24 protein-coding genes are annotated in these 23,448 nt (G+C 63.9%); 15 read left to right on the plus strand and 9 right to left on the minus strand.

Annotation, left to right across the window (positions count from 1 at the left end; genetic code table 11):
• Positions 1–194: 194 nt before the first annotated feature.
• Positions 195–668 (plus strand): PRC-barrel domain-containing protein, encoded by a 474-nt coding sequence (locus JNB89_RS13945; protein ID WP_135893931.1) that lies wholly within the window; start codon positions 195–197, stop codon positions 666–668.
• Between the two features lie 127 nt (positions 669–795).
• Here the strand turns inward: JNB89_RS13945 and JNB89_RS13950 are convergent, their stop codons facing one another.
• Positions 796–1,071, minus strand: a complete 276-nt coding sequence (locus JNB89_RS13950) for a DUF883 family protein (RefSeq protein ID WP_013339597.1) — start codon at positions 1,069–1,071, stop codon at positions 796–798.
• A gap of 288 nt (positions 1,072–1,359) precedes the next feature.
• On the opposite strand from JNB89_RS13950, the gene JNB89_RS13955 reads away from it, so the two are divergent.
• On the plus strand, positions 1,360–1,812 hold the full coding sequence (locus tag JNB89_RS13955) for a DUF3597 domain-containing protein (protein WP_220362562.1): 453 nt from the start codon (positions 1,360–1,362) through the stop codon (positions 1,810–1,812).
• A gap of 56 nt (positions 1,813–1,868) precedes the next feature.
• Here the strand turns inward: JNB89_RS13955 and JNB89_RS13960 are convergent, their stop codons facing one another.
• The gene (locus JNB89_RS13960) at positions 1,869–2,141 is read right to left on the minus strand and encodes a hypothetical protein (RefSeq protein WP_220362563.1); all 273 of its coding nucleotides are present in this window, start codon (positions 2,139–2,141) and stop codon (positions 1,869–1,871) included.
• A gap of 245 nt (positions 2,142–2,386) precedes the next feature.
• Here JNB89_RS13960 and JNB89_RS13965 point away from each other — a divergent pair, with 245 nt between their 5' ends.
• Complete coding sequence (locus JNB89_RS13965; protein WP_135893939.1) at positions 2,387–2,602, plus strand: hypothetical protein; 216 nt, start codon at positions 2,387–2,389, stop codon at positions 2,600–2,602.
• A gap of 114 nt (positions 2,603–2,716) precedes the next feature.
• Here the strand turns inward: JNB89_RS13965 and JNB89_RS13970 are convergent, their stop codons facing one another.
• The 4 genes from JNB89_RS13970 to imuA form a co-directional block, all read right to left on the minus strand.
• Entirely contained in the window at positions 2,717–3,676 is a 960-nt protein-coding gene (locus tag JNB89_RS13970; RefSeq protein ID WP_220362564.1) for an SOS response-associated peptidase family protein, read from the minus strand.
• A gap of 116 nt (positions 3,677–3,792) precedes the next feature.
• Entirely contained in the window at positions 3,793–6,942 is a 3,150-nt protein-coding gene (locus tag JNB89_RS13975) for an error-prone DNA polymerase (protein ID WP_220362565.1), read from the minus strand.
• Positions 6,943–6,948: 6 nt separating this feature from the next.
• The gene (locus tag JNB89_RS13980; RefSeq protein WP_220362566.1) at positions 6,949–8,430 is read right to left on the minus strand and encodes a Y-family DNA polymerase; all 1,482 of its coding nucleotides are present in this window, start codon (positions 8,428–8,430) and stop codon (positions 6,949–6,951) included.
• Positions 8,360–9,067 (minus strand): translesion DNA synthesis-associated protein ImuA, encoded by a 708-nt coding sequence (gene imuA / locus JNB89_RS13985; protein WP_220362567.1) that lies wholly within the window; start codon positions 9,065–9,067, stop codon positions 8,360–8,362. The genes JNB89_RS13980 and imuA overlap by 71 nt, the downstream gene beginning before the upstream one ends.
• A 266-nt stretch (positions 9,068–9,333) precedes the next feature.
• Here imuA and JNB89_RS13990 point away from each other — a divergent pair, with 266 nt between their 5' ends.
• The 3 genes from JNB89_RS13990 (at position 9,334) to JNB89_RS14000 (ending at position 10,973) form a co-directional block, all read left to right on the plus strand.
• Positions 9,334–9,711, plus strand: coding sequence for a hypothetical protein (locus tag JNB89_RS13990; RefSeq protein WP_220362568.1), 378 nt, complete (start codon positions 9,334–9,336; stop codon positions 9,709–9,711).
• On the plus strand, positions 9,711–9,929 hold the full coding sequence (locus JNB89_RS13995; RefSeq protein WP_013339606.1) for a hypothetical protein: 219 nt from the start codon (positions 9,711–9,713) through the stop codon (positions 9,927–9,929). Before JNB89_RS13990 ends, JNB89_RS13995 begins: the two co-directional genes overlap by 1 nt.
• A 429-nt stretch (positions 9,930–10,358) precedes the next feature.
• Positions 10,359–10,973 (plus strand): NIPSNAP family protein, encoded by a 615-nt coding sequence (locus tag JNB89_RS14000; RefSeq protein ID WP_220362569.1) that lies wholly within the window; start codon positions 10,359–10,361, stop codon positions 10,971–10,973.
• Between the two features lie 57 nt (positions 10,974–11,030).
• Here JNB89_RS14000 and JNB89_RS14005 read toward each other — a convergent pair whose 3' ends face one another.
• On the minus strand, positions 11,031–11,915 hold the full coding sequence (locus JNB89_RS14005; protein WP_220362570.1) for a LysR substrate-binding domain-containing protein: 885 nt from the start codon (positions 11,913–11,915) through the stop codon (positions 11,031–11,033).
• Between the two features lie 144 nt (positions 11,916–12,059).
• Here JNB89_RS14005 and JNB89_RS14010 point away from each other — a divergent pair, with 144 nt between their 5' ends.
• From JNB89_RS14010 to JNB89_RS14035, 6 genes are all read left to right on the plus strand, one after another.
• A complete protein-coding gene (locus JNB89_RS14010) occupies positions 12,060–13,079 on the plus strand; it encodes an ABC transporter ATP-binding protein (RefSeq protein WP_220362571.1) in 1,020 nt (339 codons plus the stop codon).
• Positions 13,076–14,377, plus strand: coding sequence for an oligopeptide/dipeptide ABC transporter ATP-binding protein (locus JNB89_RS14015; RefSeq protein ID WP_220362572.1), 1,302 nt, complete (start codon positions 13,076–13,078; stop codon positions 14,375–14,377). The genes JNB89_RS14010 and JNB89_RS14015 overlap by 4 nt, the downstream gene beginning before the upstream one ends.
• A gap of 72 nt (positions 14,378–14,449) precedes the next feature.
• Positions 14,450–15,946 (plus strand): ABC transporter substrate-binding protein, encoded by a 1,497-nt coding sequence (locus JNB89_RS14020; RefSeq protein ID WP_220362573.1) that lies wholly within the window; start codon positions 14,450–14,452, stop codon positions 15,944–15,946.
• Between the two features lie 5 nt (positions 15,947–15,951).
• Positions 15,952–16,896: an ABC transporter permease gene (locus JNB89_RS14025; RefSeq protein ID WP_013339612.1), complete on the plus strand. Its 945-nt coding sequence runs from the start codon at positions 15,952–15,954 to the stop codon at positions 16,894–16,896.
• Positions 16,896–17,780, plus strand: coding sequence for an ABC transporter permease (locus tag JNB89_RS14030; protein ID WP_135893957.1), 885 nt, complete (start codon positions 16,896–16,898; stop codon positions 17,778–17,780). The genes JNB89_RS14025 and JNB89_RS14030 overlap by 1 nt, the downstream gene beginning before the upstream one ends.
• A 45-nt stretch (positions 17,781–17,825) precedes the next feature.
• Positions 17,826–19,463: a gamma-glutamyltransferase family protein gene (locus JNB89_RS14035; RefSeq protein ID WP_220362574.1), complete on the plus strand. Its 1,638-nt coding sequence runs from the start codon at positions 17,826–17,828 to the stop codon at positions 19,461–19,463.
• An 86-nt stretch (positions 19,464–19,549) separates the two neighbouring features.
• On the opposite strand, the gene JNB89_RS14040 is transcribed toward JNB89_RS14035, so the two are convergent.
• Complete coding sequence (locus tag JNB89_RS14040; protein ID WP_135893961.1) at positions 19,550–19,732, minus strand: hypothetical protein; 183 nt, start codon at positions 19,730–19,732, stop codon at positions 19,550–19,552.
• 38 nt (positions 19,733–19,770) lie between these two features.
• On the opposite strand from JNB89_RS14040, the gene JNB89_RS31040 reads away from it, so the two are divergent.
• A complete protein-coding gene (locus JNB89_RS31040) occupies positions 19,771–20,178 on the plus strand; it encodes a hypothetical protein (RefSeq protein WP_223216750.1) in 408 nt (135 codons plus the stop codon).
• A gap of 35 nt (positions 20,179–20,213) precedes the next feature.
• On the opposite strand, the gene JNB89_RS14050 is transcribed toward JNB89_RS31040, so the two are convergent.
• A complete protein-coding gene (locus JNB89_RS14050) occupies positions 20,214–21,128 on the minus strand; it encodes an AraC family transcriptional regulator (protein ID WP_220362575.1) in 915 nt (304 codons plus the stop codon).
• A gap of 140 nt (positions 21,129–21,268) precedes the next feature.
• On the opposite strand from JNB89_RS14050, the gene JNB89_RS14055 reads away from it, so the two are divergent.
• Positions 21,269–22,048 carry an SDR family NAD(P)-dependent oxidoreductase gene (locus tag JNB89_RS14055; RefSeq protein WP_135893967.1) on the plus strand — a complete coding sequence of 260 codons (780 nt, stop codon included), beginning with the start codon at positions 21,269–21,271 and terminating at the stop codon, positions 22,046–22,048.
• A gap of 370 nt (positions 22,049–22,418) precedes the next feature.
• Complete coding sequence (locus JNB89_RS14060; RefSeq protein ID WP_135893970.1) at positions 22,419–23,399, plus strand: glycosyltransferase family 2 protein; 981 nt, start codon at positions 22,419–22,421, stop codon at positions 23,397–23,399.
• Positions 23,400–23,448: the final 49 nt, after the last annotated feature.

The following is a 23,448-nucleotide window of genomic DNA, read 5'->3' on the forward strand; positions in this document are numbered from 1 at the left end:
GCTTTGCCCCCTCGCCCGCTGCCACCTGCACTTCTCACCCCGCGCTTGCCCCGCTCTTTCAACGCACTCCTTACTCCGCGCCCAACTGCTTCGCGTCAAAACCCCGTCCACGCGCGCGATCACCCGTGAGCGCGCCGCGGGCACAGCGCTTGCGCACCCGAAGACGCACCCTTTTTCGTTCAAGGAGGTGAAAGATGGGCTCAATCAACCCGCAAGGCGCTACTCGAGGCGGAGCGAAGATTGTCGGCGGCGGTGTCGGCGAAGGTCCGGGACCGGAAGTCATGGCCGCGGCGACGCTCGACGGAACTGCAGTGATGTCTTCGGACGGTGAACATGTCGGCAAGATTTCCGACATCATGCTCGACGTTCGCAACGGACGCATCGCGTATGCCGTGCTCTCGGAAGGCGGCTTCCTCGGGATGGGAGCGAATCTGCACGCCATTCCGTGGAGTGCGCTGACGCTGGACACGGACCAGAAGTGCTTCTTCGTCGACATTACGGCGCAGCGGCTGAAGGACGACCCGGGCTTCGACAAGGACCACTGGCCGTCGATGGCCGATCCGGCCTGGGGCGAATCGACCTATAGCTACTATAACAGGCAGCCGTATTGGTCAGCGACGCGCGACGTCGTCGAGGAAGATCCCGCTATCCGGCCAAGCGAGCACTGACGCAAATAATGCCGGCGCGATTCGCGTAATAGCCGGCGTCTGAGTATCCACGCCACCGCATCGCAATGCGGCGGCGTGGATCGAACGAGGCCCAAGCGAAACGCTCGTCTTCAGCCGGCGCAGCCCCCTAGCGGGCGGCGAGCATACCAATGATAAGCCCGCCGATCAGTGCCATTGTCACCGCTTTCCACGGGCTGTCGTGAACGAAATCATCGGTCGATTCCGACACGACGCGGTATTTCGTCTTGACCACATCCTGCGCACCGGCAAGCTTGTCCTTCAGTTCCGACAACTTCATCGCGCTGCGTGCACGCAGTTCTTCGCTGCCGTTGGGCCTGCCCGCGAGGCTCTCTTCACGCGCGGCATCCGAGGCGGAACTGGTGGATTGATAAGACTCGGCCATTTGAACCTCCCTCTCTTTCCGTTGAGTGGACAACGTCGAGCAAACACTGTGCCGCGGAAAGAGCCGCACTAATTAGTTAGGATGACGATTCTTTTTTGCGCTCGCGAGGAAAACGTCTGACGCGCGAACGTATGCGCTGTAGTGACGGCCCTTGCCGTGCTCCGTGCCCCAAGCACCGCGCACGAGCCACGAGCCACGAGCCACGAGCCAGAGGCCACAAGCCACAGGCACAGCCATTGCACACCCTAAACGCCGGCCGCATTGGCCGACGCCAACGAGGAGCGACATATGAGCATTTTTTCAAGCATTCTCAACAAGATTTTCCCGCACGATCATCCGGCCAACACGGGCTCCGGCGCGACAGCAGGCGCGGCCGCCCCGGCCACCGCCGCGCCGGGAAGCGCGAGTGCGCCCGCGGGCGCGCCCGCCACGCCGTCCACCGCCGCAGCCGGCAATGCCCAGCCGCCCGTCACGCCAATGCCGGCGGTCGACGTCGAAGCGGTGCTGACGAAAATGCAGCAGAGTAGCGGCGAAAAATTGAACTGGCGCACGTCTATTGTCGACCTGATGAAACTGCTCGGTCTGGACAGCAGCCTCACGGCGCGTAAGGAACTCGCGTCCGAATTGCATTACACCGGCAACACAGAAGACTCAGCCACGATGAACATATGGCTGCACAAGCAGGTGATGCAGAAGCTCGCCGAGAATGGCGGCAAGGTGCCGGACGATCTGAAGAACTGACGCGGCTGAAGAACAGAAGCGCCCAGGCGCTCGCATGCGCAAAGCGGCGGCGGCGATCAGTCCTCGAACGGATTGCCGCTGCGCTTCACTTCGGTCGCGAGATTGTATTCGGCGCGCACGGCCGTGAGCACGCGCTCGATGTCGGGCTCGAACCCGATCGCGTTGCCGAAGTGAGTCATGTTCCAGTTGCAGCCGGTTTTGTCGACTTCCTGTAACTGCGGCCGCGGCACACGAATCTTCACGCCGTCCTCGACGATTTCCGGCAGTTTCTGAATTCGCCGGCTTACTTCCTGCTGAAGCTGCGAGGCATTGAGCGTCTTGCGTATCATCCGGGTCTCCTTCCGGTGGTTCGATGTCTTGCAGCCAGTCTAGCGCAACAGCAGCGCGCCGATGAGTGTTGGCATTGCGCAGCCACAGCACATTGATCTGTTCGCACACGCCCCACATAGCCTGACTCTCGAACTCGCGCGCCGCCGTTCAATGCCCGCGCCACAAGGCTTTGCAGGCACCGGCACCGATCGCGCGCGCTCGGCATGGTAGTTGCAAACGTTGGCTGCGTCACCAGGAGACAGCCATGATGCGGCATTTCCCACATTCGCCAGGCACGAAGCCAACGTATAAAGCGGGCATCGCCTTCATCGGCGCGCTTTGTCTTTTTGCTCTGTGCGCAACTGGAGCCGCGGCGCTCGCCGGGCTGCTGCCAAAATCGGAGTCGGTCGCCGTCACGGCGACTGCCATACCGTTGGTGGACCTGCAGACCATGCTGTCACGAAGCATCGTCAGTCCGTGATTCGGCTTGTGCTACATGGCATACGGTGCGGCTCCAGGGCCCGCCCGCGGCGCCCTGCCGCCACGCGGGTTTCCGCCTCGATGGTGAGGTCCCCCGCAAAGCCGGCCCGGCTCGTCATGCAGCCAGCCGGTGTTCGTAATAAGGCCGGTCGCGGTCTTCGAGAATGGCATGTAATGCGGCGAGATTGCTGGAATCAGGATTGAGCCACGCATCCAGATTTTCATGCTTGATGGGAACGAGGCAACGGTCGTGGCCGGCTGCGGCAACCTCCGGCGGCGGCTCGTCCGTGATGACCGCAAACGACAGCAGGTCCGGCTCGCCCGGCGCCGACCAGTGCGACCACAGGCAGGCGACGAGCATGTCGTGAGGCGGCTCGGGGCGGAATTCAAGCACGACGTTTTCGTCCTCCTCGCCCTCGGCCAGCACGCGCCCCTCCATCTTCGCCCGGCTCACGTTTTCGTAGAAGGCATTGACGACCAGTACGCCGTGCGAATAGCCGAAAAGCGGTTTCCAGAAACCTTCAAGACTGTCGCGGCGAGCGTTGTAGGTGCCGGGATATCGGGCGTCGTGCGAGGCGGGCTTGCCCGCAATGCGGCACTGGTAGCGCATGGGTTTGACCACACGCGCACCGTTTTCCATCACCATCACGGGCGCGTAGTGTCCAGGAAAGATGCGCGAGTCTCGCGCTTGCGCTTCAGTGCGGCGCAGGTCGTCGAGCCGCCCAAGCGTCCATTGAATCTTTTCAGTGGCAATGCGCCGGCTCTCGGCCGCTTTCTTCGTGACCTTGCCTTGCAACGACCGCTCTGCTTGCGCGAGCCGCGCACGGTGCGTGAAGAGCTCCTGCTCGAGCCGCGCGGTCTCCTGCGCATTGAAGCGCTCGATCGAGGCCCGGATTTCGCGCTCCGCGTCTGTCTGCGGGTCGGCGAACGCATCTTCCATAGCCTTGGGCAGCTTTGCTCTCGCGCCCTCAGCCCGCTCGAAGAAAAGCTGGGCGAATTCGCGAATGCTCAGGGTCGCACCGAACATGCGCACAAACTTGCGATAGTCCGCCTGAATCTGGGCCGAGTAGCACATCGGTTCCTCCGCTTGCGTCGCGTGAATGGGTGCTGATGCAGTCGCCGCCTGCCTGAATCTACACCTTTGCGGCACGCAAAAGGTAGGCGTTGGCGGCTGAGCGCAGCGGACAAACCTCAGCAGAAATTCCTGCTGACAGCCTGCAAGCCGCCCAGAAGATGCGACATATCGACAAGCCGCTGCGCCACCAGGTGCCGCACTTCACCCTGACACTGCCAGACGCCGTAGACTGCCAGCAGCGACGCACTGAGCGCTTCCTTGCGCTGCTTCTCGAGCAGGCTCGGCCAGATGATGACGTTCACGTTGCCCGTTTCGTCTTCGATCGTGACGAAGATTACCCCCTTCGCCGTGCCTGGCCGCTGGCGCACGGTGACGAGGCCGCAGCCCCGCGCGAGGCGGCCGTCGCGATAGGTGCGCAGCGTGGATGCCGGCATCAGCCGGTTGGCCAGCAGTTGCGGGCGCAGCAGTTCGAGCGGATGCCGGCCAAGCGTGAGCCCCAGCGAGCGGTAATCGGCCACGATGTCATGCGCCTCGCTCGGCGCTCCGAGTTCCGGCGTTTCGTCCTCGACTGCGGCGGCGGCCAGCATGTCCTTCTCGGGCACTGCGGCCGCCGACTGCCACAGCGCCTCGCGCCGGTTGCCGGCAAGCGAGGCCAGCGCATTGGCGTCGGCGAGAATATGCAGATCGCGCCGGTCGAGCGCCGCGCGGCGCGCGAGGTCCTTCACGCTGACAAACGGGCGCACCGCGCGCGCGTTTTCAATCCGCCCGGCCGTGCCCTCTTTCATGCCCCGCAGCAGCGACAGCCCCAGACGGACGGCGGGCCGCTCCCCGCCCGCCCTGCGCTCCAGCGACGAATTCCAGCCGCTCACGCTCACGTCGACCGGCAGCACCTTCACGCCGTGCCGTTGTGCGTCCTGTACCAGTTGCGAGGGCGAATAAAAGCCCATGGGCTGGCTGTTGAGCATGGCCGCGAGAAAGGCCTCGGGCTCATGGCACTTGAGCCAGCTGCTCGTGTACACGAGCAGCGCGAAACTCGCCGCGTGGCTCTCGGGAAAGCCATACTCGCCGAAGCCTTTTATCTGCTCGAAGATGGCCTCGGCAAACGCAAGGTCATAGCCGCGCTCCTGCATTCCAAGCACGATGCGGTCATAGTATTTGCCGAGGCCGCCCTTGCGCTTCCACGCGGCCATTGCACGCCGCAACTGGTCGGCCTCGCCCGCCGTGAAGCCGGCGGCGAGAATCGCGACCTGCATCACCTGCTCCTGGAAAATCGGCACGCCGAGCGTGCGGCCCAGTGCGATCTTCAAATCGTCGTTCGGAAAAGTGACCGGCTCGAAGCCCTGGCGACGGCGCAGATAAGGATGAACCGCCCCGCCCTGAATCGGCCCCGGCCGCACGATGGCCACTTCGATCACCAGGTCGTAGAAAACGCGCGGCCGCATGCGCGGCAGCATCGACATCTGCGCGCGCGATTCGATCTGGAAAACGCCTACCGTGTCCGCCGCGCAAATCATGTCGTAGGTCGCCTCGTCTTCGGCGGGAATGTCCTGCATTTCGAAGCGCTCGCCGCGCTGCTCCGACACGAGCTCGAGCGTGCGGCGAATGGCCGACAGCATACCGAGCGCAAGCACGTCAACCTTGAGCAGCCCCAGCGATTCGAGGTCGTCCTTGTCCCACTGGATGACGCTGCGCTCCGGCATTGCGGCATTCTCGACCGGTACGAGCCGCGTGAGCTTGCCTCTGCTGATCACAAAGCCGCCCGAGTGCTGCGACAGATGTCGTGGAAAGCCATACAGCTGTGCAGCCAGCGTGGCCCACGCGCGGATGAGCGGGGTCTGCGGATTCAGCCCGCACTCCTCGAAGCGTTTGAGCAGGTCCGCGCTGTTATCGAACCAGTGGTGCGACTTCGCCACCGCATCGACTATCTGCAGGTCCACGCCGAGCGCCTTGCCCGTTTCGCGCAATACGCCCCGCGCGCGATACGTGGAGACCGCAGCGGCGATTGCCGCGCGGTCGCGCCCGTATTTGCGGTAGATGTACTGAATCACTTCTTCGCGCCGCTGATGCTCGAAGTCCACGTCGATATCCGGCGGCTCGCCGCGCTCCTTCGAGATGAAGCGCTCGAACAGCATGTTGCCGCGTGCGGGATCCACTTCCGTCACGCCGAGGCAATAGCAGACTGCGGAATTGGCCGCCGAACCACGCCCCTGACACAGAATGTGCTGACTGCGCGCGAAGCGGACCAGGTCGTAGACCGTCAGAAAGTATGGTTCGTATTGCAGCTCGGCAATGAGTTCGAGTTCGTGCTCGATCTGCTCCTGGACCTGAAGCGGAATGCCCGACGGAAAGCGCCGCTGTGCGCCGATATACGTCTCCTGCCGCAGATAGGCGGCCGGCGTAAAGCCGGGCGGCACCAGTTCGTCCGGATACTCGTAGCGCAATTCGTCGAGCGAGAACGTGCAGCGCGCGGCAATGTCGACGGTGGCGGCAAGCGCCTCCGATGAATACAGATTGGCGAGCCGCAGCCGCGAACGCAGATGCTGCTCCGCATTCGGCGCGAGGTCGTAGCCGCATTCGTGAACCGGCTTGCCGACGCGGATGGCGGTTAGCGTGTCCTGCAGCGGTTTTCTGGAGCGCACGTGCATGAGCACTTCGCCCAGTGCGACCACCGGCACGTCGCGATTGCGCGCAATGAATTCGACCGCGCCGCGGTGTATATCGTCCATGGCGCGCTGGTGCAGCACGAGCCCCACCCACGCGCGGCCGGGAAACGTTTCGTCCAGCCATTCGAGCTGCGCGTCGAGCACCTCCTCCTTCGCGGGGAAGTTCGGCACCAGAATCGCGAGGCAGTCCGGCACGCCGAGCAGGTGCCGGTAGTCCCTGTCCGGCCGCGACAGGTCCTGCGGCGTGAGCCGGTATTCGCCCTTCGGCGCGCGCGTGCGTGCGAGCGTGATGAGTTCGGACAGATTGCCATACCCATTACGGTTCTTCGCGAGCAGGATGAGCCCGAATGCCGGCGAGCCGTCTGCGTTCACCAGCCGAAAGTACGAGCCGACGATAAACGGCAGCTTCGCTTCTTTCGCCGCGACGTGCGCGCGCACGACGCCGGCCAGCGAGCATTCGTCGGTAATGGCGAGCGCCGAGTAGCCGAGTTGCGCGGCGCGCCCGGCCAGTTCCTCCGCGTGCGACGCGCCGCGCAGGAACGAGAAATTGGAGAGGCAGAAAAGCTCGGCGTACGCCGGCAGCATGCTGAAGGTGGTGTCCATGGCGCGTCATCCGAACAGGCCATGCAGGAACCAGCGCGGTTCTTCCTCGGCGTCGCGGCTGCTCACGCGCTCGCGGTAAATCCAGTAGCAGCTCTGGTCGTCCGCCTGGGCGACGAAATAGTCGCGCGTCACCAGTTCGCCGTCGAACCAGCCCGCCTCGATGCGCTCGCCCGGCGACACCATGCGCAGCGGCGAGCCATAGAACGGACGGTGCTGGCGCATCAGCAGGCGCACCGGCTGGTCCAGCATCCACGTGGGGCGCGGCAAGCCTTCCGGAACGACGGCGGGCTTCACCGGCTGCGTGACCGGTACCCATGAGTTGGCGATTTCCGGGCGATGGTCCGCGCTCGGCGCCGGCCGCAGCACGTTCTCTTCGCCAAGCCGCGCGACCAGCAGTTCCAGCAGCCGCGCGTGGTCTTCCTTCGAGCCGCCGGGCTCGGGGAAAAGCGTGTCCGACGCCGGCACCGCCGACTCGACTTTCGCTGCGTCAAGACGCAGCGCAATGACCGGCGCGGTGAGCTCGATGCGATTGAGGCGCTCCTTCACGAGTCTCACAAGATGTTCTTCGCGCCAGGTGGGCTCGCCGAGCGCAATCTCGATGGCGGTCGGCTCGATCGCGTCGCGCCCCCGCTCGTGCTCAAGCGACAGACGAATGCCAGTGACCGCGAGCTGTTTCGCGCACAGCCACCCGCACAGTTGCACGATGAGCCGATGCGCGCCGAACACGGCGCCCTCCGCATGTTCGAGCCGGTCGGGCATCTCGATGCGCGCAACAAACGCCGGCGGCAATTCGAGCCAGTCGAAGAGTTCCGGCGCGCTGCCGAACGCGCGGTCGAGCGAATCGAGCAGGTGCTCGCCGCAGCGCCGCTGTAAGCCGGCGCGCGGCAAGCGGCGGATGTCGGCAATGGTTTCGCAGCCGAGCCCGATGAACCAGTCGGCGAACTCGCGCACCTCGGGGACCGCGAGCATGGGCAGACCGGCAAGCCGCTGCTCGAGCGTGGACAGCTTCAGCAGGCGGCGCGCGCCGCGCCCCTTCCCATGGCGCGCCAGCAGCCAGGCGCCCTGGCCCGTGGGCGCCGCGCTCACCCGTGCAGTGAAGCCGAGCGTGGCGAGCATGGCCTTCGCCTCGCGGCACAGCGCCAGCAGGCCGCCAAAAAGGCGCAGGCTCGCGCCGACTTCGACGATCACCGTCGCTTCATCGAGCAATGCCACGTCGGGCGAAAAGCGCATCAGCGCCACGCCGACCTCGCGTTGCGCCGACTGCTCGCGGGCGAAGTCGCGCTCATGCATCTGCGTTTCGGGCGAAAGCGTCAGCACGCCACCGCGCTTCATGCCGAGCCGCACGCCTGCCGCGCGCGCGACGCTGTCCGCGATGACGACCTTGTCCTTCTCCAGCACGACACTGCCGTGGGGAAGCTCAGGCGACCAGTTCGGTCTGAAGACTTCGAGCGGCAACTTCGGCAGGTGAACGGCGAGAAAGACGCGCATGTCGTGACAGCAGAACAGGGGTGGGTTGAAGGGGAATCGACAGGGGCTCCGTGCGCGAGGGCCCTCGTCGTTTCACGATGTCGACGGTCAGACCGTCGGCCGATGGTTTGAGCGCCAGCCGCAACAGCGCCGGCGACGCGTCCTGTGCGCTCGCGAGCGGCCGCACCATGACGAACAGCGTCTCCGACGACTGCGCCGCCAGATGCAGACGCCGCAGCGACGCAGCCTGCGCGTACTGCGCCCACAAGATCAGCGCGCCGCAGCTTCCGGCCCGGAGAATCTGCTCCGCGGACCAGAGCGCATCCGCCGCTTTCTGCGCCTTCACGCGCAGCAACTGATCCAGCGACAGGCCGATATAGCTGAGGCCAAGTCCGTCCGGTACATGCGGCGGCTGCACGAAGGCGATAGGCCGGCTGCCCGCCTCACTCAACGCCGGCCGCAGCAGCCGCAGTTCGCCCACGCCCGGCTGCTGCACCAGCAGGTCGACCAGCGCTCCCAGCGGCCAGCCGCCACCGGGCAATTCCGCCGACAACGCCGGGTAGCCGGTATCGACCACCCGCCCGCGACCCCGGGCGAGCTGCGACGCCCGCCACAAGGACGGATGTATTGCTTCGGGGGACGGCATGGCGGATGTCATTGCGAGAAAACCTGTATGGATGTACAGTATCCTACACGGATTTTCGTGACGGCGAACAGGCACTTTTTTCGGGCTCAAGCCCGCTGAGGTGCGCTGAGGTGCGCTGAGGTGCGCTGAGGTGCGCTGAGGTGCGCTGAGGTGCGCTGAGGTGCGCTGAGGTCCGCCAGAAACATTCGGGAGCGCCACTATTGCGTTGGCGACGGCGGGTGTCTCAGGCAGGCCACGCGTTGCGCAGTGGCAATCACAAGAGCGAGGCAAAGGAAATCGTGAGAAAGCTTGGACTTGCGTTATTGACGGCAGCGCTCGCGCCGGCTGCTTTCGGAGCCGGCGGGGCCGGCGTGGCCGGCGTGGCCGGCACCTACTCGGAAGTGTGGAATCCGCCCGAGGCGCGCGCAACGGCCCCACACAAGGTGGGTCCCGCGCACCGGCTTGCGCTCCGGCGGCACGCGGTGCCGCGCGGGAAGCTGGTGAACTCGCGGCGCACTTCGGCCCCGGCACCGCGGCTCGTCGCGAAACAAGGCAAGCTGCCCAGGAGCCTGCGCGGCGAAGAACCGGATATGACCGCGATTCCACGGCAAATCACGCCGGAAGGCAACGTTCTGCGTGTGACAGGCCATGCGGCATCCGTTGGGGTGATGCGCTGATGCAATCGCAGAAGTATCACGGCTATGACGTGTGGGGGCACGCCATCCTCGAGCAGGAGGGCATTCTCCAACCGGAGCGTTATGCCTCCAGCGGCACTATCACCCAGGGCGGGAAGCTGGTTGAAGCATCCGGTGTGCTGGGCCATTTCGATACCGAAGAAGACGCTCAACTTGCAGGCGTGAGCTGGGCGCGTGCCTGGGTCGATGCGCACAGGTGACGCCGCGCGAGTCGGAACGACGCGCAGTTGAGTGCCCAGCTTCCGGGTTCGGCGCGACTCCGCCTTCTTTCGCACACCGCTTCACGGGTGGCCCGCACCCGAACTTGCACTGTGGCGAAAAAGCAGGCGAGCGACTATTGCCGGGGATTGAACCGTCAGAACCACCTAGGCCGTCAGCACGCGTCCCACTGCATCATGCCGATGCGATCCTTAAGGTTTCCATAATATTTTCCTGCGCGGAGAACAAACGACGAACCGACCTGTTCGCCGCCCCGGTCATTGTCGTGAGAAAGTCGATTGCTCAATGTGAGTGGATTCTGTTCCAACGCACCGTGCGTTTATCGGCCTTCAGCCAGGATTTACATTGGTAGCCAGCTAAGCATCAGTTAAGCACCAGCTAAACACCAATTAAGCGAAAGGAGCGCACAAATGCTGTATGAACTGGCCACGCTGTCATGTCCGCTTCTGGAGCAAGACAGTGTTTCGGCTTGCGCCCGTGGCTGGGTGTCGGGTGTCGAGGCGGCAGGCAAGCTGCTCGGAGCATGGCGCACGGAAATCGGCGAACTGTCGCGCATCGTCGTGCTGCGCGGCTTCGAGTCGATAGACGAATTGCAACACGAACGCCATCGCGCCTTAACCGCCGAACAACCCTTCGGAATTACCGGCGCATCCATTCGGTTAGCCATGGAAAGTTATGAGCTCTTTCCTTTCTTGCCGGACATCGAGCCAGCGACGTTCGGCGACTTCTACGAGATTCGCCGTTACTGGCTGAAAGCCGGCGGTATTGCGCCGACCATCAGGGCGTGGGAACGCGCGGTGGGACCGGCCCAATCGTACACATCGCATCTCATAGCGAACCTGTACGCGCTCGACGGACCGCCGCGCATCACACACATCTGGGGATTTACCAGTCTGGAAGAGCGCATGCGCCTAAGACGGCAGCATTACGCCGAAGGCCTCTGGCCACCGCAAGGCGGCCCCGAACAGATAGACAGGGCAACCTCGACGATCTGTCTGCCGGAAACATGGTCGCCTTTGCGTTAGAGGCTCGTCTGTGCAGCGCTTCCGGGCGATCGTCTTCCTGAGCCTTGCCCCGTCGCCTCATGCCGCGCCAGTTCGTGGCATGGCCTGAAGCGAGTCGACAATCTCGCTCGTCAGCGCTTTGCGGTCGTCGGATGCGCGCTGCACCATCCCGACGGTGCGCAACGTGGGCGGATTCGAAATGGGGATGACGTTCAGCAACGGATCGCTCAGCCAGTTGCCGCGAATAAGCAACGGCAGCACCGCAACGCCCACTCTCTCACGCACGAGCGCAACGATGGTCTCGATCGAATTGAGCTCGAGATATTCCGTCACCACGAGGCCGGCCTTCTGCAAAGCCTGCTCGACGACCTGCCCGGTGCGTACGCGGCGGTCGAAGCGCAAAAAGCCGTGCGTGCGCAAGATACGCTGCGGGTCGTTATCGACCACGTCGCGGCTCGTCACGAGCATCATCGGCTCGCTGTAGAGCGTGGTCCATTTGAGCGCCTCGGGCAGCTTCTGGTCCGCCCGCGCGACTACCGCGGCAACGTCCACTTCGCCCGCCTGCACCATGGTTGCGAGTTCGTCCGAACGTGCCGAGACGAGCCGCACGTCGAGCCGCGGGTGAGCCGCCTTCAGCCGTGCGACGGCCAACGACAGCGCGCCGATTACCGAGACAACCGCGCCGATGGTCACCGGCCCTTCCATGGCTTCCATCGGCTTGGCTTCCAGTTCGGCGAGCAGTTCGAGAATCTGCTCGACCTTCGGCCGGATGCCCTGGCCGTGCTGCGTGAGCGCAATCTGCCTTCCCCTGCGATCGAACAGTTGCCGACCGAGCGCCTCTTCCAGTCCGCGCATCTGCAGACTGACGGCAGCTTGCGTGAGCGCGACTTCGTCGGCGGCGGCGGCGAAAGAGCCAGTGCGGGCCACGGCGTGAAACGTCTTGAGCATGCGTAGCGTCGGCATGTTTACCCCGTGTCAGCTCACGAACAATTCATGAGAAAAACTTAAGTGTCGAAAAGAAAGTTTAATTTTTTTGCGAAAGAGCCGCCAGTATGATCGTTCGACAACGAACTGAAAGGACAGCAACACGATGCGGAGTTCCAACGCATGACCGGCGAAGGCGGGCCGATTCTCGATGTACGCGGCTTCTCATTGAAGTTCTCGAATGCGCCGGACATGCCCAATGTCGTCGACGACATCTCGTTCGCCGTTCGCGCGGGCGAGACCTTGTGCATGGTCGGGGAGTCGGGTTGCGGCAAGAGCGTCACGTCGCTTGCGTTAATGGGACTGCTCGCGAGCCCGCCGGCGCGGCGCGTGGCAGGCACGGCGCACTTCGAAGGGGAAGATCTGTTCGCAATGTCCGAGCGCAAGCTGGCTGACATTCGCGGCAATCGCATGTCCATGATCTTCCAGGAGCCCATGACGTCGCTCAACCCCGCCTACACGATCGGAGAGCAGATCGCGGAAAGCATCCGGCGGCACCGCGGCCTCAATCGCGCACAGGCGCGGGAAGAAGCACTCACCATGTTGCGGCTCGTGCGCATCCCCGCGCCGGAAACACGGCTCGACGCGTTTGCGCATCAGCTCTCAGGCGGCATGCGCCAACGCGCGATGATCGCAATGGCGCTCGCCAACAGCCCGCGCCTGCTGATCGCGGACGAACCCACCACCGCGCTCGACGTCACCATTCAGGCGCAAGTGTTGTCGCTGATCCGCACGCTTCAGGCGCAAACCGGCACTGCCATGCTGCTCATCACCCATGACCTCGGCGTGGTGGCCGAAGTTGCGGATCGCGTCGCAGTCATGTACGCCGGCAAGATAGTCGAATACGGCACGGTTACCGATCTGTTCGACGACCCGCAGCACCCGTACACCATCGGCCTCATGGGCGCAATTCCGTCCGTCGGCAAACGTGAAGGTGCGCTTTCCACGATTCGCGGCTCGGTGCCCTCTCCCGGACAGATGCCGCGCGGCTGCCGCTTTGCGCCGCGCTGCCCGTTCGCGCAGCAACGCTGCGTCGAACATGCGCCGCCGGAACGCACGCTCGCGGGCGAGCATCGTGTCGCCTGCTGGCTCGCACCTGTCGAGCAGTTCGCAGCATCGGTGCAGCATGAGGAACTGCTATGACGACGCCTCACACCGTGCAGCGCGGCCCTGGCGTCGCGCAGACCGCGAACAGCGCCACGCCGGCCATCGAAGCACGCGCGCTCACCCGGCGCTTTGGCGGCGAGCGTCATCTGTTTGCGCGCTCGCCCATTGTGCATGCCGTCAACGAGGTGTCCTTCGCAGTACAGACAGGCGAGACCTTCGCAGTGGTCGGCGAGTCGGGCTGCGGCAAATCCACGCTCGGCCGTCTGCTGCTGCGCCTCATCGAGGCGACCGAAGGCCGGGTGTTTTATCAGGGCGAAGACATCACTCACTGGCAGGGCGCGAAACTGCGCCGCCTGCGCCGTGAAATGCAGATCATTTTCCAGGACCCGTTTGCGTCGCTGAATCCCGGCATGACGGTCGGGCAGATCATCGGCGAGCCGGTGGCTTTCCACGGTCTCGCGCGCAATGGTGCCGAGCGGCGCGAACGCGTCGCGCAACTGTTGAGCAAGGTGGGCCTGCAGCCGGCGTATGCCGACCGCTATCCGCACGAGTTTTCCGGCGGGCAGCGTCAACGCGTGGGCATTGCGCGGGCGCTGGCGGGCGAGCCCAGACTGATTGTCGGCGACGAGCCGGTTTCCGCGCTCGACGTGTCGGTGCAGGCGCAGGTGATCAACCTGCTCGAGTCGCTAAAGGCCGAGCTGGGGCTCACTCTCATCATGGTCGCGCACGACCTTGCCGTGATCCGCCATATGAGCGATCGCGTCGCCGTCATGTATCTGGGCGAGATTGTCGAACTCGCGCAGGTCGACGAGCTGTTCGACGCGCCGCTGCATCCGTACACACAGGCGCTGTTGCGCGCAATTCCGGCCGGCAGTCCGCGCGAACGGCGCATGAAACCCGCATTGCAGGGCGATCTGCCAAGCCCCACCGCCCCGCCGCCCGGTTGCCGGTTCCACACGCGCTGTCCCCATGCAAAGCCACGCTGTTCACAGGAGCGCCCGCTGTCGGAAACGCTTCCCGGCGGCCGCCAGGTGGCCTGCCATTTCTGGCGCGAACTGCAAAACGCCGGCAGCGGTGCGCCGCTCGTGGCGAGCGTCAGCGCGAAGCTGGCTGAGCGCCTCACGCTGTACCGGGCGCGGCAGGCCGCGGTAACGGACAGCAAAAGGGACATGCAGAGGGACATGCAAACGGACACGCAAACCGAAATACCAACGGACCGGCTAACAGACCTACACACGGACGCACCAACGGACGCACCAACGGACATACCCACGGACGCTCCAGCGCACACACCAACGGAGATCCGACGCGGCACCCACGCAGCCTCCGATTGACCCGGACAAACCGCCGCCGCGCACAGATAACGCCATCCCATTGCAACCTGAACCGCAACAAGGACACCCCGCATGCGAAGAATGTTGATTGCCGCCGCGCTCACACTGAGCGCTTCCGCCGCGCTGGCGCAAAGCACCATCCGCATTGGCTTGCAGGACGATATCGGTTCGCTCGATCCCGCCCGCAGCGTGCAGTTCGTCGACCGGATCGTGTTCGCGTCGCTGTGCAATTCGCTGGTCGATGTCACGCCCGACCTGAAGATCGTGCCGATGCTCGCGACCTCCTGGACCACCAGCGCCGACGGCAGGAGCATGACGTTCAAGCTGCGCCAGGGCGTCAAGTTCCAGAACGACGAGCCCTTCAACGCGGCCGCCGTGAAGGCCAATCTGGACCGCTATCGCACGCTGCCCACCAGCAACCGCAAGAGCGAGCTGTCGTCGATCGATCATGTCGACGTGGTCGACAACAGCACCGTGAAGATCGTCCTCAAGCAGCCGGACGCCGCGCTGCTCGCCACGCTGGCCGACCGCGCAGGCATGATGCTCGCGCCAGGCACGTTGTCCGACGCGGCGGGCGTCGCGTCGCACCCGGTCTGCTCCGGCCCGTACAAGTTCGTGCAGCGCGTTCAGAACGATCGCGTGGTGCTCGAGAAATACGCGGGTTACTGGGACGCGGACAAGTACCCGATTCAACGTGTGGTGTTCCAGCCCATTCCCGACAGCACGGTGCGCCTCGCGAATCTGCGCTCAGGCTCTCTCGACATGCTCGAACGGCTCGCCCCTTCCGACGTCGCGTCGGTCAAGGGCGACGCAAGTCTGCAGTTCAAACCGGTGACCGGGCTCGGCTTCTATTATGTAACCTTCAACATCAACAACGGCGCCCGCGGCAACGGCCCGCTGAAGGACAAGCGGGTGCGCGAGGCGTTCGAACTGTCCATCGACCGCGACGCAATAGACCAGGTCATCGGCGCAGGCATTTTCACGCCCGCGAACCAGGGCATTCCGAAATCGAGCCCCTACTACAACGCCTCGCTGCCCACCACGAAGCGCGACGTGGCAAAAGCGAAAGCGCTGCTGAAGGCGTCCGGCCATGAGCATCTGACGATCGAATTCGCTTATCCGAACAACACGGTGGCAAGCCAGATCACGCAGATGCTTCAGGCAATGCTCTCGGAGTCCGGCATCACGCTCAAGCTGCGACCGAGCGATTACGCAACGGAACTGAACGCCGGACACAGCGGCGACTTCGAGGCCATGTACACGGGCTGGTCGGGCCGCGTCGATCCGGACGGCAACCTGCATCAGTTCAACACGTGCACGGGCAACCTGAACTACGCGCATTACTGCAATCAGCAGGTGGATTCGCTGCTCGACGCCGCGCGCACGAAACTCGCCGTGGCCGAACGCAAGGCGGACTACGATGCCGCCGGCAAGATCCTCGCCGACGAGGCCCCGATCGTCTACCTCTACGCGCAGCCGTGGCCTTTCGTGCTGTCGAAGAAGGTGCAGGGCTTCACGCCCTCCGCCGACGGTCTGGTGCGCTTGCGCGGCGTCTCCGTCAAAGGCTGAGCGTCATGCTGCCGATCATCGCCAATCGCCTGCTGGTCGCCGTGCCCACGCTCGTTCTCGTGTCCATGCTGATCTTCGGCCTGCAGAAGCTGCTGCCGGGCGACCCGGTGCTCGCCATGGCGGGTGAGGACCAGGACGCTCAGGTCATCGCGACACTGCGTGTGAAGTATCACCTCGATCAGCCGGTGCCGAAGCAATACGCAATCTGGGTGAGCGACGTCCTGCACGGCAACCTGGGTTCGTCGTTGCGCACCGACGTGCCGGTGCGTGCCCTGATCGCGCAGAAGTTGCCGGTCACGCTTCAGCTCGCGCTCATGGCGATGGTCCTTGCAATCGGCATCGGCATACCTGCGGGTGTCGTGTCGGCCGCGAGCCGCGGCGGTCCGCTCGACCATGCGGCAAACATCGCAGCGCTCTCCGGCATGTCGATACCGAACTTCTGGCTCGGCATCATGCTGATCTTCATCGTGTCGGTGCGTTGGCATCTGTTGCCGTCGTCGGGCTATGTGCCGCCTGGCGAAGACCTGTGGCTCAGCATCAAGACCATGCTGATGCCCGCGTTCGTGCTCGGCGCGGCGCTCGGCGCACAGCTGATGCGCCATACGCGCAGTGCGATGCTGGGCGTGCTGCGCACCGACTACATTCGCACGGCACGGGCCAAAGGTCTGTTGCGCGGCGCGGTCGTCGTCAAGCACGCGTTTCGCAATGCGCTCATTCCGATCGTCACCGTGCTTGCGCTGTTGTTCGGCGAACTGCTGGCCGGCGCCGTGCTGACGGAACAGGTGTTCACCATCCCCGGCTTCGGCAAGCTCGTCGTGGATGCGGTGTTCAATCGCGACTACCCTGTCGTGCAAGGTGTCGTGCTGGTGACGGCGCTCGCGTTCATCGTGGTCAATCTGTGCGCGGACGTGCTCTATATGCTCCTGAACCCCAGACTGAGGCGCAGCTGATGGCTACTCCATTGCAGGTCCGCTCCGCTGCCAATGCCGGCGTGCCGCCGCGGCGCACCCACCGTGCTCTGGCTCGCTTCATGCGCAACCGCGCGGCGGTCTTCGGCGCGTTGCTGGTGGCGCTCGTCGTGGCGGCGGCGCTGTTCGCACCGTGGCTCACTCCTTACGATCCGGTTCAGGCGAGCTTCATGACCGTGCGTCAGGCGCCCTCCGCCACTCACTGGTTCGGCACCGACGAGCTCGGTCGCGACGTGCTGAGCCGGCTGCTGTTCGGTGCACGTGCGTCGCTGCTCGCGGGCGTGGTCTCGGTGGGCATCGCGGTCGTGCTCGGTGTGCCGCTCGGGCTGCTCGCCGGCTACTTCGGCAAGCTGGTGGACGGCGTGATCTCGCGTATTGCCGATGCACTGCTTTCCATTCCCTTTCTGATTCTCGCGATAGCGCTGAGCGCATTTCTCGGGCCCAGCCTCGTGAATGCGATGGCCGCCATCGGCATTTCGGCCATGCCCCGCTTCATCCGCCTCACACGCGGGCAGGCGATCAGTGTGAAAGCGGAAGAATACGTGGAAGGCGCACGCGCGATCGGCCTCGACCACGCGCGCATCATCGTGCGCTACATTCTGCCGAACGTGCTGCCGCCTATCATCGTGCAAGGCAGCCTGACGGTCGCGAGCGCGATCATTGCCGAGGCGAGCCTGTCGTTCCTCGGGCTCGGACAGTTGCCGCCCGCGCCTTCGTGGGGCTCGATGCTGAACACCGCAAAAGACTTCGTGAGCCAGGCGCCGTGGATGTCCATCTTTCCCGGCATTGCGATCTTCCTGGCCGTTCTTGGCTTCAACCTGCTCGGCGACGGTCTGCGCGACGCGCTGGATCCGCGCGAATCCTGATTTTTCGTGACGTGCTTCGTGCACGGTCATCATCTGAGTAATCACATGACTAACTTCGACTGGCAGAACCCTTACCCCACGGTGCGGATGCCCGTGTTCGCACGCAACGTCGTGTCGACTTCACACCCGCTCGCCGCGCAGGCGGGCTTACGCATGCTGTGGAAAGGCGGCAATGCGGTCGACGCCGCGATTGCCGCGGCGGCGGCCATTACGCTCGTCGAGCCCGTGTCGAACGGGCTCGGCAGCGACGCGTTTGCGCTCGTGTGGGACGGCACGAAATTGCACGGACTCAACGCCTCGGGCGTTGCGCCGGCGGCCTGGAATGTCGACTACTTCCGGCGCAAATACGGCGAAGAGAATGGCCTCGCGGCGCGCCCGACGCGCGGCTGGGACACCGTGACCGTGCCGGGCGCCGTCGCAGGATGGGAAGCGCTGCATAAGAAGTTCGGCTCGCTGCCGTTCGCGGACCTGATGGAACCGGCCATTGAAATTGCCGAGCGGGGCCATGCGGTGGCAAGCGTCGTGGCACGCAAGTGGGCCGCCGCCGTGCCCGAACTGCAGAACCAGCCGGGGTTCGCCGAAACCTTCATGCCGCACGGCCGCGCCCCGCAGGTGAGCGAGCTCCTGCGCATGCCCGGCCACGCGAAGACCTTGCGCATGATCGCGGAGCAAGGCCCGCGCGCCTATTACGAAGGCGAAATCGCCGAGCGGATCGCGGCATTCTCGCGCGAGTGCGGCGCTGCAATGACGCTCGACGATCTGCGCAATTTCCAGCCCGAATGGGTCGAGCCGATCGGCAAGAACTATCGCGGCTACACGGTGCACGAAATCCCGCCTAACGGACAAGGCATTGCCGCGTTGATTGCGCTCGGCATTCTCGAACAGTTCGACCTCGCGGCGCTGAAGGTGGACGGGATTGAAACACAGCATCTGCAGATCGAGGCGATGAAGCTCGCGTTCGCGGATGTTTACCGTTATGTCGCCGACCCGCGCTCAATGGAAGTGACGCCCGAACAGATGCTCGACGACGCGTACCTGAAGCAACGCGCGAAGCTGATCGACCCGGCACGCGCGACGCAGTTCGGCTTCGGCATGCCGAAAGCAGGCGGCACGATCTACATGTCGGCGGCCGACGAGCGCGGCATGATGGTCAGCTTCATCCAGTCGAACTACATGGGCTTCGGCTCCGGCTGCGTCGTGCCGGGCCTCGGCATTTCCTTGCAGAACCGCGGCTGCGGCTTTTCGATGGATCCCAAATCGCCCAACGTCGTGGAAGGCGGCAAGCGGCCTTTTCACACTATCATCCCGGCGTTCCTCACGCGGCAGGTGGAGGGTCGGCAGGAGGCCGTGATGAGTTTCGGCGTAATGGGCGGCGACATGCAGCCGCAAGGGCATCTGCAAACCGTTGTACGCATGCTGGACTATGGTCAGCAACCGCAGGCGGCATGCGACGCGCCGCGCTGGAAGGTCAACCGCGACTTCACGATCGACATTGAAGCGGCGCTCGATCACGGCACGGCGCAAGAGCTCGAACGCCGCGGTCATACCATCAAGTCGGTCTACGACCCTTACATGGACTTCGGCTCGGGGCAGTTCATCTGGAGGCTCGACCGCAACGATCCGGACCGCGGCTATGTCGCGGCCAGCGACAGCCGCCGCGACGGGCTCGCTGCCGGGTTCTGACGTCACATCGCGTAGTAGTCGGGGCGGATTCGCCAGGGCTCTTTCTGCATGCAGGCCGCCGTCCCCGCAAGCCGAGCGGCCCGTTCCTACCGCGGTCCGTGCCGCTGCTTCGCCCCGCCGCCGGCGCCGTGGTCGCTTCGTGCCTTCGTATGGTTCGCCGCGTGTTGGCCGCTGCCCGGCTTGTCGGTGCGTGTCGTTGCCGGCTTGCCCGAATTCGCTTCGGCCTTGGCGTCCTGCTCTGTGCGATTGGCTGGAGGTGCAGTTTTCATGGTCGCGCTTCCTGTGTGTCTGATGGACTGACGATGCCTTGCATCATCGCAAGGCCCTGACCGCCTTCGCGGTTGCCAAGCACGGCCGCAAGGGGCATTCCATCCCGCTCTGTCGTCAGCGAGTTTGCGTCGACGGACGTGCGCAGCGGCGCGGCGAACGCGCGGGCGCAATGCTTGCTCGACTCCGCACTATCTATCGGATACCGGAGGAGCACGAAATGGCCAGCACTGACAAAGAAAAATCCACTGATCGAGGCAACCCGTCCAAAGGCACTGGCGCTTCGGGAGGCGGCTCGTTCGGCAACCAGCCGGAAGCGCCGGTAACAGGCGGCGCGCCGGAAAACGGCGAGCGAGGTTCCGCTCCGGTTCACTCGTCGGAGAGCGGCGTTCAGAGCGGCGATCGCGCGAGCCATCCCGAGGTCGGCCAAGACCCGCAAAGTGATTGAGGCTGTGGACGCGCATGACGCGTGAACGGTGAAGCCTATGCAGCCGGGGCGGCCCAGGCTGCCTCAGCCATCGTCTTCGCATGGACCAATTCCCTTCTCGGCGGAGCGCCGAACATACGCGCGTATTCGCGGCTGAACTGCGAAGGGCTTTCGTAGCCCACTTCGAATGCTGCAGCCTGCACGCTCATCGACTGCGACAGCAGCAGTCGGCGTGCTTCCAGCAAGCGCAATTGCTTCTGGTACTGCAGGGGTGGCAAGCCGGTCAGGGCCTTGAATTGCCGATGAAACGCCGACTCGCTAAGCTGCGCGATCTTCGCAAGGTCCTCCACTCGCATCGGCTTCGCAAAGTTTTCCCTCAGATTGTCGACCGCGCGCGCGAGCTTGTGCGAAGGGTGCTGGATCGACGCGAGCTTTGCCACTTGCGCCCCGTTCGGTCCGGCTAGCAGCCAGTAAGCGATCTCGCGCATGATCATCGGCTGCAGGATGGCGGCGGCATCGGGCGTATCGAGCAGACGCACGACGCGCAGTGCGCAATCCGCCAGCGGTCCGTCGAAGCTGGCAACAAACACACCGCGGCCTGGATCGCCCGACGGTACAGGCGCCGACGTCATCTCATTGGCCACCGCGCGGATCATCGCGAGATCCAGCTGCAAAAGCAGAACCAGGCAAGGTTTGTTGGGGCTCGCCTCGAACACTCGACCGCGCGACGGCGTTTGCACGCCCACCACCAGCGCCTGCCCCTTCCGATATTCCAGCCGTTCCCCGCCAAAGCTCGCCCACTTGGCGCCTTGAGCGACGATGCACAAGGCGGGACTCGCCGTGCGCAACGTGGGCGGTTTTGGCTGATCGGAGCGAAGAATGAAAACGCCCTCGAGCGGTGTCGCGCACGGGCTCGTTCCTGGATACCTGTCTGTGTAGCGCAGTAAGGCGGTGGCGAGTCGGTTCGGCATGGCGGTTCGGCGAGCGCTGGATGAGGTGCGTCCATCATAGGATGGGCGAGCAGGATCAGGCAATAACCAGACAGGTTCGGGCATTCACGCAGCAAACATGCGAGCGGAAAATTAAACCAACGCAACCAACAGGAGTGTCAATGACAACGACCAACACCAACTTTTCCAGTGCGAAAATCGCGATCGTCACTGGCGGGAGCCGAGGCATTGGCCGCGATACGGTATTGCGACTTGCCGCTCGCGGCGTGAACCCGATTTTCACGTACAACGCCAACCAGGCCGAAGCAGACAAGGTGCTTTCACTCGTCGCCGAGACGGGCGCGAAAGCGGTCGCGCTGCAGTTGAGCGTGGAAAACGCGGCTACGTTCGACGCCTTCGTCGCGCGAGTGCGCGAAGCGCTCGATAGCTGGGGTGCGCAGCGCTTCGATTATCTGGTGAACAATGCCGGCACGTCTTCAGCGTCGACCTTCGAGGCGGGCACAGAAGCCGAACTCGACGCGCAGTTCGCAGTGCATTTCAAGGCACCATTCCTGCTCACGCAAAAGCTTTTGCCGCTGATCAACGACGGCGGACGCATCGTCAACATCTCCTCCGGCCTCGCGCGCTTCGCGTTTGCCGGGCGCGCCATTTACGGCCCGATGAAAGCGGCGGTCGAAGCGCTGACGCGTTACATGGCGCTCGAACTGGGGCCGCGCCGCATCACAGTGAACGTCGTCGCGCCGGGCGCGATAGCCACCGATTTCAGCGGCGGCGTCGTGCGTGACAACCCCCAGGTCAATAAAGCCGTCGCGGACCACACAGCGCTTGGGCGCGTCGGTCTGCCGTCCGATGTGGGACCGGTCATCGCGGCACTTCTGTCGGACGAGTTCGGATGGGTCAACGCACAGCGCATCGAAGTGGCAGGCGGAGTCCACATCTGATCACTGGCTAACCGTCAAAAGAACCGGCGTTCCCAGCCAGAAGAACGGGCATTCGCATCGTCACGACAACACCGTTGTTCGAAGAAGATCCGCTTCTACAAATGCGCGCTGTCTATCACGAGAGTGGTGGAATGCGCCAATACCTCCTCAGTTCCTGCCCGTTTGCCTGACATTGGTGCTGCGGCGCATATACAAATCTCCTTGAAGATCTGCGTTTGCTGTCCGCGCGCCGGTCCTCTTCGTTCGGTCAGTGCGGCGCGGCAGCAGTGAAACGTTCTGCAATTGTCTGCTTGTTCCCGTTCCCGGCCATCCCTTCGCGATCAGTTAACTTTTCGCGAGGCAACGGTGTTGTCTTCCTGGAGCATGCTCTATGTCCGCACCCAGAATCAGCGTTCTGCTGCCTATCTATAAGGTCGAGGACTATATCGAGGACTGTCTTCATTCGCTGCTGTCGCAATCCTGCACTGATTTCGAAATTATCGCCGTGGACGACTGCAGCCCCGATCGCTCCGGTGAAATCGCCGCCCGGATTCTCGCGCAACAGGATCGCATTCCGTGGAAGCTGGTCAGGAACGCTGATAACAAGGGCCTTGCTGAAACGCGAAAAATCGCCGCATTGGAAGCGCGCGGCGACTACGTGCTTTGTGTGGACAGCGACGACTGCGTGCACCGCGATCTCGTTCGCACCGTGTTGCGCGAAGCCGACCGGCACAACGCCGATGTGGTTAATTTCGCCGCCGAGCGCATCACTCCGGAGGGCACCACAGTCGCGGCAATCGACTCCGGCGACGGCATCATCACCGGTGTCGAAGCCGTTCAGAAGGTCCTCGAACTGAAGCTGCCGGCTTTTTGCTGGAACAAGATTGTGCGCCGCTCGATATTCGTCGCGGCAGAGCATCCGTGCGGTCTCATTTTCGAGGACGTCTGCGTATCGGTGCAAACATTCGCGAACTCAAAAGTGGTCCGTCTCATTCCGGACAAGCTCTACTCATACATTATTCGTGAATCGGGAATATCCAGACGCTTCAACCCGCAGGTGGTCGACCTGTTTGCCATCATGGACCGCGTCGAAAAGGCTACTGCCTCTTTGCCGATTAGCGACTACAAGCGCCTCTTCTTCCGCCTCAAATACAGCTGGGCCTTCCGCGCAATCGCGTTTCAGACCGCGACCACCGCGCCGACCTACCACCTCGCGAGCCCCATTTTGCAAAGCGTATCGGCGAAGCTGCGCGTGAAGCACCTGCTCGGCCTGTTTGCCGATCGGCATCTGAAGCTTTCCATCGTCATGACCATGCTCAAGTTGCATCCGTGGATCTTCTATTGCGTCGTGAGACGCTTTAACCGCCGCTGACCCGGCAGAATCCGCTGCCCTGCCCTTCCCCTGACAGCAAAAAGGCCCC

This window comes from Paraburkholderia phenoliruptrix, assembly GCF_019511605.1.
GTDB classification, from domain to species: Bacteria; Pseudomonadota; Gammaproteobacteria; order Burkholderiales; family Burkholderiaceae; genus Paraburkholderia; species Paraburkholderia phenoliruptrix_A.

Excerpts from the sequence above, each read along its gene's own strand:
- JNB89_RS14040 (WP_135893961.1), bottom strand. The coding sequence starts at position 19,732 with ATGAAAACTGCACCTCCAGCCAATCGCACAGAGCAGGACGCCAAGGCC.
- JNB89_RS14050 (WP_220362575.1), bottom strand. The coding sequence starts at position 21,128 with ATGCCGAACCGACTCGCCACCGCCTTACTGCGCTACACAGACAGGTAT.
- JNB89_RS13980 (WP_220362566.1), bottom strand. The coding sequence starts at position 8,430 with ATGCGCGTCTTTCTCGCCGTTCACCTGCCGAAGTTGCCGCTCGAAGTC.
- JNB89_RS13950 (WP_013339597.1), bottom strand. The coding sequence starts at position 1,071 with ATGGCCGAGTCTTATCAATCCACCAGTTCCGCCTCGGATGCCGCGCGT.
- JNB89_RS14005 (WP_220362570.1), bottom strand. The coding sequence starts at position 11,915 with ATGCCGACGCTACGCATGCTCAAGACGTTTCACGCCGTGGCCCGCACT.
- JNB89_RS14035 (WP_220362574.1), top strand. The coding sequence starts at position 17,826 with ATGACTAACTTCGACTGGCAGAACCCTTACCCCACGGTGCGGATGCCC.
- JNB89_RS13965 (WP_135893939.1), top strand. The coding sequence starts at position 2,387 with ATGATGCGGCATTTCCCACATTCGCCAGGCACGAAGCCAACGTATAAA.
- imuA (WP_220362567.1), bottom strand. The coding sequence starts at position 9,067 with ATGACATCCGCCATGCCGTCCCCCGAAGCAATACATCCGTCCTTGTGG.
- JNB89_RS14020 (WP_220362573.1), top strand. The coding sequence starts at position 14,450 with ATGCGAAGAATGTTGATTGCCGCCGCGCTCACACTGAGCGCTTCCGCC.
- JNB89_RS14060 (WP_135893970.1), top strand. The coding sequence starts at position 22,419 with ATGTCCGCACCCAGAATCAGCGTTCTGCTGCCTATCTATAAGGTCGAG.
- JNB89_RS14010 (WP_220362571.1), top strand. The coding sequence starts at position 12,060 with ATGACCGGCGAAGGCGGGCCGATTCTCGATGTACGCGGCTTCTCATTG.
- JNB89_RS14030 (WP_135893957.1), top strand. The coding sequence starts at position 16,896 with ATGGCTACTCCATTGCAGGTCCGCTCCGCTGCCAATGCCGGCGTGCCG.
- JNB89_RS13970 (WP_220362564.1), bottom strand. The coding sequence starts at position 3,676 with ATGTGCTACTCGGCCCAGATTCAGGCGGACTATCGCAAGTTTGTGCGC.
- JNB89_RS14025 (WP_013339612.1), top strand. The coding sequence starts at position 15,952 with ATGCTGCCGATCATCGCCAATCGCCTGCTGGTCGCCGTGCCCACGCTC.
- JNB89_RS13945 (WP_135893931.1), top strand. The coding sequence starts at position 195 with ATGGGCTCAATCAACCCGCAAGGCGCTACTCGAGGCGGAGCGAAGATT.
- JNB89_RS13975 (WP_220362565.1), bottom strand. The coding sequence starts at position 6,942 with ATGGACACCACCTTCAGCATGCTGCCGGCGTACGCCGAGCTTTTCTGC.
- JNB89_RS13995 (WP_013339606.1), top strand. The coding sequence starts at position 9,711 with ATGCAATCGCAGAAGTATCACGGCTATGACGTGTGGGGGCACGCCATC.
- JNB89_RS14015 (WP_220362572.1), top strand. The coding sequence starts at position 13,076 with ATGACGACGCCTCACACCGTGCAGCGCGGCCCTGGCGTCGCGCAGACC.
- JNB89_RS13960 (WP_220362563.1), bottom strand. The coding sequence starts at position 2,141 with ATGATACGCAAGACGCTCAATGCCTCGCAGCTTCAGCAGGAAGTAAGC.
- JNB89_RS14055 (WP_135893967.1), top strand. The coding sequence starts at position 21,269 with ATGACAACGACCAACACCAACTTTTCCAGTGCGAAAATCGCGATCGTC.
- JNB89_RS14000 (WP_220362569.1), top strand. The coding sequence starts at position 10,359 with ATGCTGTATGAACTGGCCACGCTGTCATGTCCGCTTCTGGAGCAAGAC.
- JNB89_RS13955 (WP_220362562.1), top strand. The coding sequence starts at position 1,360 with ATGAGCATTTTTTCAAGCATTCTCAACAAGATTTTCCCGCACGATCAT.